A 12,373-nucleotide genomic window follows, 5' to 3' on the forward strand; every position below is an offset into this window, starting at 1 on the left:
CCGGGACCCGCCGGTGACGGATCGGCCGCGCTCCGGGGCTCAGGCACCGGGTCCAGTGTGGCGTACGGCACATCGTCCCCACGAGGGGCGTGCGGTGACTTTTTGCGTCCGGCCGGTGACCGACCGATAATCCGGGCCCGTCCCCGGCCGCCCTCACAGCGCGGCCGCGCCGTGCTCCCGCAGGGCCTGGTCGTACTGCTGGAGCACCCACAACTCGTTCTGCACGGCGGCCAGTTCGCTCGGGTCGCCATGGGTGCTGAGGCGGGTGAGGCGGCTGGCGACGTCACGGATGCGGCGCTCGACCGCGCGGCGCCGGACGGTGACCAGCTGGGCGCCCGCGTAGGTCTCGTCGACCTCCTTGACCCCCCGGTGCAGCATGATCGCCTCGACGGCGAGTTCGGTGACCGTGGCGCGGACGGTGTCGTCGGGGGCGGCCTCGCGGACCCGGATCAGGTACTCCTGCGGGTCCTGGGTGCCGTACTCCGCGCCGCCCGCGTCCAGGATCGCCTGGCGCACGGCCGCGTAGGGCGGGGCGGTGAACTCGTCGACGCCGTACGCGTCGAAGGCCGGGGAGACCAGCTCCGGACGCTGGAGGGCGAGCTTGAGCAGTTCGCGTTCGGTGGCGAAGACCGGGTTGCGGAGGTTGAGGGCGGGGCCGCCCGGAGCCGGCCGGTCCGGGACGGAGGCGTGCTGCCGGCCGCCGCCGCGCTGCTGCCGGTCGGGGGCGGGGCCCTTGCCGCCGCGTTCGCGGGCCCAGCGGGCCAGCTGCGCCACCCGCTTGACCACGAACTGGGTGTCGAGGATGCCGAGCATCCCGGCGAGCTGGACGGCGACCTCGTGCTGGGCGCCGCTGTTCTTGATCCGGGCGACGATCGGGGCGGCCTCGTCGAGGGCGGCGGCCCGGCCGGCCGGGGTGTCCAGGTCGTAGCGGACCACGATCTGGCGGAGGGCGAACTCGAAGAGCGGGGTGCGGGGCTCGACCAGGTCGGCGACGGCCTCGTCGCCCTTGGCGAGGCGCAGGTCGCAGGGGTCCATGCCGTCGGGGGCGATGGCGATGTAGGTCTCGGCGGCGAACTTCTGGTCGTCCTCGAAGGCGCGCAGGGCCGCCTTCTGGCCGGCCGCGTCACCGTCGAAGGTGAAGATCACGCGCGCGCTGCCGTTGTCCATGAGCAGCCGGCGCAGGATCTTGATGTGGTCGCCGCCGAAGGCGGTGCCGCAGGTGGCGATGGCGGTCGTCACCCCGGCCAGGTGGCAGGCCATGACGTCGGTGTAGCCCTCGACGACGACCGCGCGGGAGGACTTCGCGATGTCCTTCTTCGCCAGGTCGATGCCGTAGAGGACCTGGGACTTCTTGTAGATCGCGGTCTCGGGGGTGTTGAGGTACTTCGGGCCGGTGTCCGCCTCGTACAGCTTGCGGGCGCCGAAGCCGACGACCTCTCCGCCGATGTCGCGGATGGGCCACATCAGCCGGCCGCGGAAGCGGTCGATGGGGCCGCGGCGGCCCTCCTGGGAGAGGCCGGAGAGGAGCAGCTCCTTGTCGCTGAAGCCCTTGCCGCGCAGGAAGCGGGTGAGGTGGTCCCAGCCCTGCGGGCTGTAGCCGACGCCGAAGTGGACGGCGGCGGCCTGGTCGAAGCCGCGGTCGGCGAGGAAGGCGCGGCCGGTGTCGGCCTCGGGGGAGGTCGCGAGCTGTTCCGCGTACCACTCGGCGGCGACCTTGTGGGCCTCGACCAGGCGGATGCGCTCGCCGCGCTGGTGGGAGGGGTTGTACCCGCCCTCCTCGTAGCGCAGGGTGATGCCGGCCTGTCCGGCGAGGCGCTCGACCGCCTCCGAGAAGGAGAGGTGGTCGATCTTCATCACGAACGTGAGGGTGTCGCCGCCCTCCTGGCAGCCGAAGCAGTGGAAGAGTCCCTTGCTCGGGCTGACCTGGAAGGACGGCGACTTCTCGTCGTGGAAGGGGCAGAGCCCCTTGAGGTTCCCGCCGCCCGCGTTCCGCAGCTGGAGGTACTCGGAGACGACGGCGTCGATCGGAACCGCGTCCCGAACCGCCTTCACGTCCTCATCGTTGATCCGCCCAGCCACGCGTGAATTCTACGGGTGCGCTGTGACATCCCCGGGAGGTGCGGCGCCCCGCAAGGGGCGCGGGGCCGTGACACGTGCGGCTTCGCCGCGGGGGCGCGGGAAGCCACGGCTCACCCGCACCCGCACCCGTGACAGGACGGAACCCGGCAGCCGCCTAGGCGACGAGGCTCTCCAGCGGTACGTGCGGATCCGCCAGCGCCTCCGTGTCCACCCGCGCGCCGGAGCGGATCAGCCTCTGGATGGGGTCCGTGACATCCCACACATTCACGTTCATCCCCGCGAGCACCCGCCCCTCCTTCACCCAGAACGCGATGAACTCGCGCTTCCCCGCGTCGCCCCGCACGACCACCTGGTCGTAGGAGCCCGGCGGCGCCCACCCGGAGTACTCCATTCCCAGGTCGTACTGGTCGGTGAAGAAGTAGGGCACGCGGTCGTAGACCTCCTCCCGGCCCAGCATGGCGCGGGCGGCCGCCGGCCCGCCGTTCAGCGCGTTGGCCCAGTGCTCCACCCGCAGCCGGGCGCCGAAGAGGGCGTGCGGGAAGGACGCGACGTCGCCGGCCGCGTAGACGTCCGGGTCGGAGGTGCGCAGCCGTTCGTCGACGAGGACGCCGCCGCCGTCCGCGCGGTCGGCGAGCTCCAGCCCCGCCGACTCCGCGAGCGCGGTGCGCGGGGCCGCGCCGATCGCCGCGAGGACGGCGTGCGCGGGGTGCTCCTCGCCGTCGTCGGTGCGGGCTGCGAGGACCATGCCGTCCTGGCCGACGATCTCGGTGAGCGTGGCGCCGAAGTGGAAGCGCACCCCGTGATCGCTGTGCAGCTCGGCGAAGAGCTGGCCGAGCTCGGGGCCGAGGACCGAGTGCAGCGGGGTCCGGCCGCGGTGGACGACGGTGACCTCCGCGCCGTACCCGCGGGCCGCCGCCGCGATCTCCAGGCCGATCCAGCCGGCGCCGGCGATCACCAGATGGCCGTTGTCCCGGCCCAGGGAGGCCAGGACGCCCTTGAGGCGCTCGGCGTGGGCGAGGCGGCGCAGGTGGTGGACGCCCCCGAGGCCGGTGCCCGGGATGTCGAGACGGCGGGGCTCGGCGCCGGTGGCGAGCAGCAGCTTGTCGTAGCGGACGACGGTGCCGTCCTCGCCGAAGCGGACGGTCTTCGCGGCGCGGTCGACGGCGTCGACGGTCTGGCCGAGGTGCAGTTCGACGTCGTGGCGCGCGTACCAGGCCGGCTCGTGGACGAAGACGCTGTCGCGTTCGGCCTTGCCGAGGAGGTAGCCCTTGGAGAGGGGCGGACGCTCGTAGGGGTGGTCGCGCTCGTCGCAGATCAGTATCACGCGGCCGGTGAAGCCCTCCGCTCTCAGCGTCTCGGCCGCCTTGGCGCCGGCCAGGCCGCCTCCGACGATGACGAATGTCTGATCCGCGTCGACCACGTCGATGCCTCCTCTTGAGGGTGTCGCCACCTGCGAGCGTCCCGCACGCAGGGTGTTGCCGGAAGGGGGAGTGAGCCGATCAGGCCATACGGCTCATGCCTGCCCCGTGAGCCGGGCGTGAAGCGAGCGGGCCGAGGCGTCCGTGAGCGACGCGATCTGGTCGACGATCACGCGCTTGCGGGCGCGGTCGTCCGGGGCCCGGTCGAACAGGGTGCGGAACTGGGGGTCCAGGCCGTCGGGGGCGCGGGAGGTGAGCGCCTGCGCCAGCTCCAGGACGACGACTCGCTGGTCGGCGCGGAGCAGCTCCTGCTCGGCGCGCTGCATGACGTAGCGGTCGGCGACCGCCTTGAGGACCGCGCACTCCATGCGGGTGCCGCGCGGTACGACCAGCTCGGCGCCGTACCTGGTGAGGCGCCCGCCGCCGTGGGCCCGGCGGGTGGCGCCTTCGGCGGCGAGGCAGAAGCGGCCGATGAGCTGGCTGGTGGCGTCCTTGAGGCGGGCCTGGGCGACGGCGGTGCCGTCGTAGCCGTGCGGCCACCACTCCTGGTCGAGGAGGCGGTCGAGGGCCTCCGCGAGTTCGGCGGGGTCGGTGCCGGCGGGAACGTACCGGCCGACGGCGACGGCGAAGACGGCTTCCCGCTCCGGATCGGCGTGCAGGCAGTCGGGGTCGATGTGGCCGGCGTGCAGACCGTCCTCCACGTCGTGCACCGAGTAGGCCACGTCGTCGGCCCAGTCCATGACCTGGGCCTCGAAGCAGGTGCGGGCGCCGGGGGCGTCCTCGCGGATCCAGTCGAAGACGGGGCGGTCGTCCTCGTAGACGCCGAACTTCGGGGAGGCCGGGTCGGTGGGGTGGGCGCCGCGGGGCCAGGGGTACTTGGTGGCGGCGTCCAGGGCGGCGCGGGTGAGGTTGAGGCCGACGGAGCCCTCGGGGGTGAAGCGCTTGGGCTCGATGCGGGTGAGGAGGCGGAGCGACTGGGCGTTGCCCTCGAAGCCGCCGCAGTCCTCGGCGAACTCGTTCAGCGCCTGTTCGCCGTTGTGCCCGAAGGGCGGGTGGCCGAGGTCGTGGGAGAGGCAGGCGGCCTCCACCAGGTCGGGGTCGCAGCCGAGGGCGGCGCCGAGCTCGCGGCCGACCTGGGCGCATTCGAGGGAGTGGGTGAGGCGGGTGCGGGGGCTGGCGTCCCAGACCTGGTTGTGCTCTCCCGGGGTGACGACCTGCGTCTTTCCGGCGAGGCGGCGCAGGGCGGCGGAGTGCAGGATGCGGGCGCGGTCGCGTTGGAAGGCGGTGCGGCCGGGGCGTTTGTCGGGTTCGGGGGCCCAGCGGGCGACCGACGTCGAGTCGTATGCGGTGGTGAGTGCGGTGCCTTCCATGCCATGACATTAAGGGGGAGGGGTGACAGCGGGGTGCCTTACGCGTCCGGTTCTCCTCGCCCTCGCCGCCCTTCCCTTCCCTGGGGCTCCGCCCCCACCCATGCGGCGGAGCCGCGGGCCGGCACGGCCCCGCGTCCCCTCAGACGGCTGCCGCCGGCTCCAGGGGTGCGGTGGCCGAAGTCCGCAGAGCCTGGTCGTAGCGGTGGAGGAGGAGGCGGGCCATGGCCTCGTGGACGCCGAGGGGGGCGGAGGCGATACCCGGCGCCGCCGCCGCGCACTCCGTGGCGAAGCGGCCGGGGGCGCTGAAGCAAGAGGCGACGGCCACGCGGTGGCGGCCCCGGGCGGCCAGGGCGCGGACGGCTTCGGGGACCGTGGGGGACGCGGCGGAGGCATAGGCGGGGATCACGGGGACGCCGAGGCGTTCGGCGAGCAGCCGCGCGGTGCGACCGGTGTCGATCCTCGACTCGGGGTCGCGGGAGCCCGCGGCGGCGAGCACGACCGCGCTCGCGCGGCGGGCCGCCGGGTCCGCCGGGGTGCGCCAGCCGGCCTCGGTGAGGCGAGCGTGCAGGGCGTCCACGAGGAGGGGGTGCGGGCCGAGCGGGGCGGCCACGCGCGTGTGCAGCCGCGCCCCGGCGGCCGTCTCGGGGATGTCCCGCTTGACGTGGTGGCCCCGGCTGAGCAGCAGCGGCACCAGGACGGCGGCCCCGGTGCCGTGCGCGTCCAGCCCGGCGAGGGTGTCGGGGAGCAGGGGCGCGTTCAGCTCGATGTGGCCCAGGTGCACGGGCAGGTCCGGCCGCAGGACGCGGACGCGGTCCAGGAGCCGCCGTACGGTGCTCAGCGCGCGCGGGTCGCGGCTGCCGTGGGCCACGACGACGAGGGCGGGCCGGGTGTCGCGGTCGTTCAGGGGGTACGCCGTCATGCACCGATCGTGGACGCGGCACGTTGCCTTCCCGTTGCGCGGATGTGACGGGCGTTTTCCAGCGGTTCACCCCGCGGACGGCGGCGGGTGTGAGGCGGTCCGGCCCGCCGGTTCACCCCGAGCCGTGAAACCGGTCACAGGGAGTGGGGCGAACCGGAAGGCCCGGCGGGGCGTCTCCCCCGGTCGAGGACCGACCGGGGAGGGCCCGTCCGATGCGCCGTTTCAGAGTCCGCCGTCCGCGTCCGCCGCGTACCCGCACGGAGTGGCGGCGGCTCGTGCGGGCGGTGGTGGCGGTGTGCGTGCTGGCGCTGCTGCCGGCGGCCTGGCTGCGCGTGACGACGGACGACCGGCTGCGCACCGCCGCCGACGTGCCGCGCACCGACGTCGCCGTGGTCTTCGGCGCGGGGCTGTGGGACGGGGAGCCGTCGCCGTACCTCGCGCGCCGGCTGGACGCGGCGGCGGAGCTGTACCGCGCGGGGCGGATCGAGGTGGTGCTGGTCACCGGCGACAACAGCCGCGAGGAGTACGACGAGCCGGACGCGATGCGCGCCTACCTCACCCGGCACGGCGTCCCCGGCACGCGGATCGTCAGCGACTACGCGGGCTTCGACACCTGGGACTCCTGCGTCCGCGCGAAGAAGATCTTCGGCGTGGACCGCGCGGTGCTGATCAGCCAGGGCTTCCACATCCGCCGCGCGGTGGCCCTGTGCGAGGCGGCCGGCGTCACCCCGTACGGCGTCGGCGTCGACGACCGCCACGACGTGACCTGGTACTACGGGGGCGTCAGGGAGATCTTCGCGGCGGGCAAGGCGGCACTGGACGCCGCGTTCCGCCCGGACCCGCACTTCCTCGGCCCGAGGGAGCCGGGGGTGGGGCGGGCGCTGGCCGGCGTCCACGACGGCTCCGGGACGTCGGACTGACGCGCTGCGCATACTCCAGTATGCTCTCCTCCATGGCGGATACGACGCGGATCACGGTGACGCTCCCGACGGAGCAGGTCGCCGAACTGAAGAAGCTCACCGACAACGTCTCCGGCTATGTCGCCGAAGCGGTGGCGCGTCAGCTGCGGCACCAGCTGCTCGGGGCCGATCTGCTGTGCCATCAGGAGGAGCACGGAGCCTTCACCGAGGAGGAGTTGGCGGAGGCCCACTCCCGGATCTTCGGGAACACCGGTGCCGGTGGGTCGGCGAGCGCGGCGTGAGCGGGCACGTCGAGACCGTAGTCCTGGACGCCGAGGGCCTCTCCGCCTGGATCGCCCAGGACCGCAAGATCGCCGCGATGTTCCAGGTGTTCCATGCGACGGGTGCCGATTTCGTCGTCGGAGCCAACACCATCGTCGAAGTGAGTCACGCGCGGGTGAACACGGCCCGGCTGCGGTGGGCACTGTCCCGCGTCAGGGTCGAGCCGGTGACCGAGCAGGCGGCGAAAGCGGCGGCGGAGCTGCTCAAGTCCGTCGGCCTGCACGGGCACAAGTACGCGATCGACGCGACGGTGGCCGAGATGGCGCTGCGCCAGCCGGGCCCGGTGGTCATACTGACGTCCGACATCGATGACATGTCCCGGCTGTGCGGTGACCGTGTCCGGCTCGTCGGCGTCTGAGCGGGGAGCCCGCCGGCGCCTCACCGCGGGCCGCCGACGGCGGGGAGGCCGCCGTACCCGGGGTGTAACAGCGGCCGGCGCGGTGCGTAACACCGGCGGCGCAGCCTGGGCCGTATGCGAGAGACCGTGACGCCCACGCACTGCCCCTACTGCGCCCTGCAGTGCGGGATGAATCTGACGCCGGCCCCCGACGGGAGAGCCGTCGAGGTGAGCGAGCGCGCGGACTTCCCGGTGAACCGGGGGGCGCTGTGCGGGAAGGGGCGCACGGCGCCCGCCGTGCTGTCGTCGAGCGTGCGGCTGACCTCGCCGCTGGTGCGCTCCGAGGGGGGCGCGCTGGCGCCGGCCTCCTGGGAGGAGGCGCTGGAGCGGGTCGCCGAGGGGCTGGGGCGGACGCGTGCGGAGCACGGGGCGGACGCGGTCGGGGTGTTCGGCGGGGGCGGACTGACCAACGAGAAGGCGTACAGCCTGGGCAAGTTCGCGCGGGTGGTGCTGGGGACCTCCCAGATCGACTACAACGGGCGGTTCTGCATGTCGTCGGCCGCGGCGGCGGGGGGCAGGGCGTTCGGTCTCGACCGGGGACTGCCGTTCCCGCTGGAGGACATCCCGCGGACCGGGTGCGTGATCCTCGTCGGGTCGAACCCGGCGGAGACCATGCCGCCGTCGCTGCGGTACTTCACCGAGCTGCGGGAGAACGGCGGCACGCTGATCGTCGTCGACCCGCGCCGCACGAGGACCGCCGAGCAGGCCGATCTGCACCTGGCGCCGCGCCCCGGCACCGATCTCGCGCTGGCGCTGGGCCTGTTGCACCTGATCGTCGCCGAGGGGCGCACCGACGAGGCGTACATCCGGGAGCGCACCAGCGGCTGGGAGGAGGCCCGGGCCGCCGCGATGGCGCACTGGCCGGAGTACGTGGAGCGCATCACCGGCGTGCCCGTCCCCCGGCTGCGGGAGGCGGTACGGCTGTTCTGCGCGCCGGAGGCCGCGATGGTGCTCACCGCGCGCGGGCCCGAGCAGCAGTCCAAGGGCACGGACACGGTGGGCGCGTGGATCAACCTGTGCCTGGCGACGGGGCGGGCGGGCCGGCCGCTGTCCGGGTACGGGTGCCTGACCGGGCAGGGCAACGGGCAGGGCGGGCGCGAACACGGCCAGAAGGCCGACCAGTTGCCCGGCTACCGCAAGCTCACCGACCCGGCGGCGCGGGCGCACGTCGCCGGGGTGTGGGGCGTGGACCCCGACGCGCTGCCGGGGCCGGGGCGCAGCGCGTACGAGCTGCTCGACGCGCTCGGCACGGACATCCGCGCGCTGCTGCTGATGGGCTCCAACCCGGTGGTGTCGGCGCCGCGCGCCGCGCACGTCGAGGAGCGGATCCGCTCGCTGGACTTCCTGGCGGTGTGCGACGTCGTGCTGTCGGAGACGGCCGCGCTCGCCGACGTCGTCCTGCCGGTGACGCAGTGGGCGGAGGAGACGGGGACGACGACCAACCTGGAGGGCAGGGTGCTGCTGCGGCGGCGCGCGATCACGCCGCCGCGGGGCGTCCGCAGCGACCTGGAGGTCATGCACGAGCTGGCCGCGCGGCTGGGCGGGGAGGGGAGCCCGGAGAAGGGGTTCCCGACCGATCCCGAGGAGGTCTTCGAGGAGCTGCGCCGGGCCAGCGCGGGCGGGCCCGCGGACTACTCGGGGATCACCTACCGCAGGCTGGCGGAGGAGAGCGGCGTGTTCTGGCCGTGCCCGGCGCCCGGGGACCCGACGGGCGGCGTCCACCCCGGCACCCCCCGGCTCTTCCTCGACCGGTTCGCCACCGAGGACGGGCGGGCGCGGTTCGCGCCGGTCTCGCACCGGGCGGCCGCCGAGGAGCCCGACGCCGAGTACCCCGTGCTGCTGACCACCGGGCGGGTCGTGGCGCAGTACCAGTCCGGCGCCCAGACCCGGCGCGTGGACGAGCTGAACGCCGCCGCGCCCGGCCCGTTCGTGGAGCTGCACCCCCGGCTCGCGGAGCGGCTCGGCGCGGCCGAGGGCGACCCGGTGGCCGTGGTGTCCCGGCGGGGGCGGGCGGTGGCGCCGGCCAGGATCACGGCCGCGATCCGGCCGGACACGGTCTTCATGCCGTTCCACTGGGCCGGTGAGGGCCGTGCCAACACCCTCACCAACCCTGCCCTCGACCCGACCTCCCGCATGCCGGAGTTCAAGGTGTGCGCGGTCCGCGTGGAGGCCGTACGGCCCGTGCGGGCCGCTCGGTCCGTGCCGGCCGTCGTCCGGCCCGCCGTGTCCCCGGCGTGAACGCGGGGCCGTGCGACGACATCGCCGGCGCGCCCGTCGTCCGGCACTCCCCCGCCGGCCCGGGCCGGCCACCGGAGCCCGAGGGCCCACATCACCGGCGGCACACCGGTGCGCGCTCCCCGCGGACGCGCCGGTCACCCGATCACCCCGTGTGCGCCACCTTCGGGTGCTTTGTCGCGACCGCATCCGCACGGCGTCGGTGACCTGCTGAAACGCGGCGAGGAGGGCGGCCGTACGGGTACGTCCGCCACCCGTTCGGCCCGCCTCCCGACGCTTCCTCGGGGAGCGGGGGCGGCCCGATGGCACTTACCTCGAAGGGGCAGGGACGCGTCCGACGGCGGCACACGGGAATGCCGCGGGCCGTGGCCCGCCCGAGGGAGCATCGATGCGACGTACCGCCCGGCCGCTGACCGGCATGACCGGCGCCGCGCTCGCCGTGGCCGCCGCGGGGCTGCTCGCCGCGCCCGCGTACGCCGGGGAGCCCGCCGGCCCGCCGACCGGGAACCTGGAGGTGTACCCGTCCTCGGTCGCGCCCGGATCGCACGTCACGGTGAACACCGCGGCCTGCGGTGACGAGGGGACCGCGGCGGGCGACGCCACCGCCGTGGGATCCGGTCGGTTCACGCTGGCGCCGAGCACGCACGAACGGGACGCGATCGGACAGTTCAGGGTGCCGCCGAGCGCGCAGCCGGGGACGTACGAGATCGTCGCGACGTGCGACGGGAGCAGCCGGCGGGTGGCCGGTGACCTGGTGGTCACGCTGACGCCCGACGCGCGGCAGATGGTTCCACGAGGAAGTGTGAAGACGGGGGTCGGGGGCGCTCTGGGCCCCGACCCCGTACAGACCGCGGCCGGCGTGACGGCTCTCGCCGTCGCCGCCGCGGGCGGTACCTGGCTCCTGCATCGCCGGGCGAGAGGCGATGGCATCTGACGGGCACCCTCCGCTGCCCGTCCGCCGGTACCGCACCTCCCCTCCCCCTCCGGGTCCGACGCCCCTCGCGGCCCGGAGGGGGGCACGGGGCCCACTCGAGATGAGGTCAGTCCGTGATGCGCCGCAGGTTCCGCCGGACCGGGGGTCCGGGCAACACAGCGATAGCGGCCGTCACGGTGTGCGCGCTGTGTGCGGGGATGTGGCTGCTGCTCGACGGGACCGGGACGCAGGCGCCGCCGCAGCCGTCCGCCGCCCAGGCGCGCACGGGGGACGACGACCGCAGCGCGGGCCGGAGTGCGGCCCCCGCGCTGCCGCCCTCCCCTCCCGACCGCGTCCGCATCCCCGCGATCGACGTGGACGCGCCCCTGACCGGCCTCGGCCTGACGAGCACCGGCAGCCTCGACGTCCCCCCGGCCGACCGCGCGAACCTGGCCGGCTGGTACGAGGCCGGAGCCACCCCCGGCGAGAGGGGCACCGCGATCGTCGCGGGCCACGTCGACAACGCCGACGGCCCCGCCGTCTTCTACTCGCTCGGCGCCCTGCGCAAGGGCAGCACCATCGAGGTGGACCGCCGCGACGGCACCGTCGCCGTGTTCACGGTGGACGCCGTCGAGGTGTACGACGCGCGGGACTTCCCCGACGGGAAGGTGTACGGCACGGCGCCCCGCCCCGAGCTGCGGGTCATCACCTGCGGCGGGGGCTACTCCCGGACCACCGGCTACCGGGGGAACGTCGTCGTGTACGCCCATCTGACCGGCAGCCGCTGAGCCGGAGGACGCCGGCCGGGGACGGACCGCGAGCGCCGGGGGGCGGGGGCGCCGTCGGCGTCGACGACCACCCGGCCGGCGCCCGCCCGGGCCGGCCGGCGCCGGGACGCTCAAGCCGGCGCCGGGAGGCTCAGGCCAGCCACTGCTCGTACGCCAGGTTCGCCACCAGCGCGAAGACCACCGTCAGCAGGACGACGCGGACGAAGCCGCTGCCCTTCTTCAGCGCCGTGTGCGCGCCGAGCGTGCCGCCCGCCAGGTTGAACACCGCCATCAGCGCCGCCAGCTGCCACAGCACCGCGCCCTGCCAGGCGAAGGTGGCGAGGGCCCCGGCGTTGGTGCAGCAGTTGACGATCTTGGCGGTGGCGGAGGCGGTGACCAGGTCGAGGTGGAGCAGGGCGGTGAGCGCCAGGACGAGGAACGTGCCGGTGCCGGGGCCGATGAGCCCGTCGTAGAAGCCGATGCCGAGGCCGGCCAGGCCGATCGCGGCGAGGATCTGGCGGCGGGTCGCCGGACCGGTGGCGGGGGCCGTGCCGAAGGCGGGGCGCAGGATCACGAAGGCGGCCACCGCGAGCAGCACCACCATGATCACCGGCTTGAGGACCTCGGTGCTCATCCCGGCCGCGAAGAACGCCCCGGCCGACGATCCGGCGAGGGCCGCGAGGCCGATGCGCACGGCGGTCCTCACGTCGACCGGCGCCTTGCGGGCGTACGTCACCGCCGCGCCCGTGGTGCCGACGATCGCGACCGCCTTGTTGGTGCCGAGCGCGTGCGCGGCGGGGGTGCCGGCGGGCAGGCCGAGCAGCAGGGCGGGCAGGAGCAGCAGCCCGCCGCCGCCGACCACGGCGTCGATCCAGCCGGCGGCGAGGGCGGCCAGACAGAGCAGGACGACCGTGGTCAGGGAGATGTCGGGCATGGCCGTGAGCCTAGGGACGGGGTAGATGCTGCGTCCATCAAGATGAGCGTTTGTTGAGGTTGGCGCGGGGCCGGCCCCCTCACACCCGGTCCCCGTCCGG

At 74.6% G+C, this 12,373-nt stretch carries 11 protein-coding genes; 6 read left to right on the forward strand and 5 right to left on the reverse strand.

The window, feature by feature from the left end; translation table 11 throughout:
• Positions 1–153 precede the first annotated feature (153 nt).
• From dnaG to ADK41_RS24115, 4 genes are all read right to left on the reverse strand, one after another.
• Positions 154–2,079, reverse strand: a complete 1,926-nt coding sequence (dnaG, locus tag ADK41_RS24100; protein WP_030818116.1) for a DNA primase — start codon at positions 2,077–2,079, stop codon at positions 154–156.
• 154 nt (positions 2,080–2,233) lie between these two features.
• Positions 2,234–3,499, reverse strand: coding sequence for an NAD(P)/FAD-dependent oxidoreductase (locus tag ADK41_RS24105; RefSeq protein WP_030818119.1), 1,266 nt, complete (start codon positions 3,497–3,499; stop codon positions 2,234–2,236).
• A gap of 93 nt (positions 3,500–3,592) precedes the next feature.
• On the reverse strand, positions 3,593–4,867 hold the full coding sequence (locus tag ADK41_RS24110; protein ID WP_030818121.1) for a deoxyguanosinetriphosphate triphosphohydrolase: 1,275 nt from the start codon (positions 4,865–4,867) through the stop codon (positions 3,593–3,595).
• A gap of 139 nt (positions 4,868–5,006) precedes the next feature.
• Positions 5,007–5,786, reverse strand: a complete 780-nt coding sequence (locus tag ADK41_RS24115) for a sirohydrochlorin chelatase (protein ID WP_037803066.1) — start codon at positions 5,784–5,786, stop codon at positions 5,007–5,009.
• 212 nt (positions 5,787–5,998) lie between these two features.
• On the opposite strand from ADK41_RS24115, the gene ADK41_RS24120 reads away from it, so the two are divergent.
• The 6 genes from ADK41_RS24120 (at position 5,999) to ADK41_RS24145 (ending at position 11,360) form a co-directional block, all read left to right on the forward strand.
• Positions 5,999–6,706, forward strand: coding sequence for a SanA/YdcF family protein (locus ADK41_RS24120; protein WP_030818125.1), 708 nt, complete (start codon positions 5,999–6,001; stop codon positions 6,704–6,706).
• 32 nt (positions 6,707–6,738) lie between these two features.
• Positions 6,739–6,987, forward strand: coding sequence for a hypothetical protein (locus ADK41_RS24125; protein WP_030818128.1), 249 nt, complete (start codon positions 6,739–6,741; stop codon positions 6,985–6,987).
• Positions 6,984–7,385, forward strand: a complete 402-nt coding sequence (locus ADK41_RS24130; RefSeq protein ID WP_030818132.1) for a hypothetical protein — start codon at positions 6,984–6,986, stop codon at positions 7,383–7,385. Before ADK41_RS24125 ends, ADK41_RS24130 begins: the two co-directional genes overlap by 4 nt.
• Before the next feature lie 114 nt (positions 7,386–7,499).
• A complete protein-coding gene (locus ADK41_RS24135; RefSeq protein WP_051842725.1) occupies positions 7,500–9,662 on the forward strand; it encodes a molybdopterin oxidoreductase family protein in 2,163 nt (720 codons plus the stop codon).
• 385 nt (positions 9,663–10,047) lie between these two features.
• Positions 10,048–10,593 carry a hypothetical protein gene (locus ADK41_RS24140; RefSeq protein WP_030818136.1) on the forward strand — a complete coding sequence of 182 codons (546 nt, stop codon included), beginning with the start codon at positions 10,048–10,050 and terminating at the stop codon, positions 10,591–10,593.
• A 116-nt stretch (positions 10,594–10,709) separates the two neighbouring features.
• Positions 10,710–11,360 (forward strand): class F sortase, encoded by a 651-nt coding sequence (locus ADK41_RS24145; RefSeq protein ID WP_030818139.1) that lies wholly within the window; start codon positions 10,710–10,712, stop codon positions 11,358–11,360.
• Between the two features lie 130 nt (positions 11,361–11,490).
• Here the strand turns inward: ADK41_RS24145 and ADK41_RS24150 are convergent, their stop codons facing one another.
• Complete coding sequence (locus tag ADK41_RS24150; RefSeq protein WP_030818146.1) at positions 11,491–12,273, reverse strand: sulfite exporter TauE/SafE family protein; 783 nt, start codon at positions 12,271–12,273, stop codon at positions 11,491–11,493.
• Between the last annotated feature and the right edge of the window lie 100 nt (positions 12,274–12,373).

The sequence above is a fragment of the Streptomyces caelestis genome (assembly GCF_001279005.1).
In the GTDB taxonomy this organism is placed as follows: domain Bacteria; phylum Actinomycetota; class Actinomycetes; order Streptomycetales; family Streptomycetaceae; genus Streptomyces; species Streptomyces heliomycini.

Coding starts and splice junctions, on each gene's coding strand:
- ADK41_RS24150 (WP_030818146.1), bottom strand. CDS start 12,273: ATGCCCGACATCTCCCTGACCACGGTCGTCCTGCTCTGTCTGGCCGCC.
- ADK41_RS24125 (WP_030818128.1), top strand. CDS start 6,739: ATGGCGGATACGACGCGGATCACGGTGACGCTCCCGACGGAGCAGGTC.
- ADK41_RS24110 (WP_030818121.1), bottom strand. CDS start 4,867: ATGGAAGGCACCGCACTCACCACCGCATACGACTCGACGTCGGTCGCC.
- ADK41_RS24145 (WP_030818139.1), top strand. CDS start 10,710: ATGCGCCGCAGGTTCCGCCGGACCGGGGGTCCGGGCAACACAGCGATA.
- ADK41_RS24115 (WP_037803066.1), bottom strand. CDS start 5,786: ATGACGGCGTACCCCCTGAACGACCGCGACACCCGGCCCGCCCTCGTC.
- ADK41_RS24140 (WP_030818136.1), top strand. CDS start 10,048: ATGCGACGTACCGCCCGGCCGCTGACCGGCATGACCGGCGCCGCGCTC.
- ADK41_RS24120 (WP_030818125.1), top strand. CDS start 5,999: ATGCGCCGTTTCAGAGTCCGCCGTCCGCGTCCGCCGCGTACCCGCACG.
- ADK41_RS24135 (WP_051842725.1), top strand. CDS start 7,500: ATGCGAGAGACCGTGACGCCCACGCACTGCCCCTACTGCGCCCTGCAG.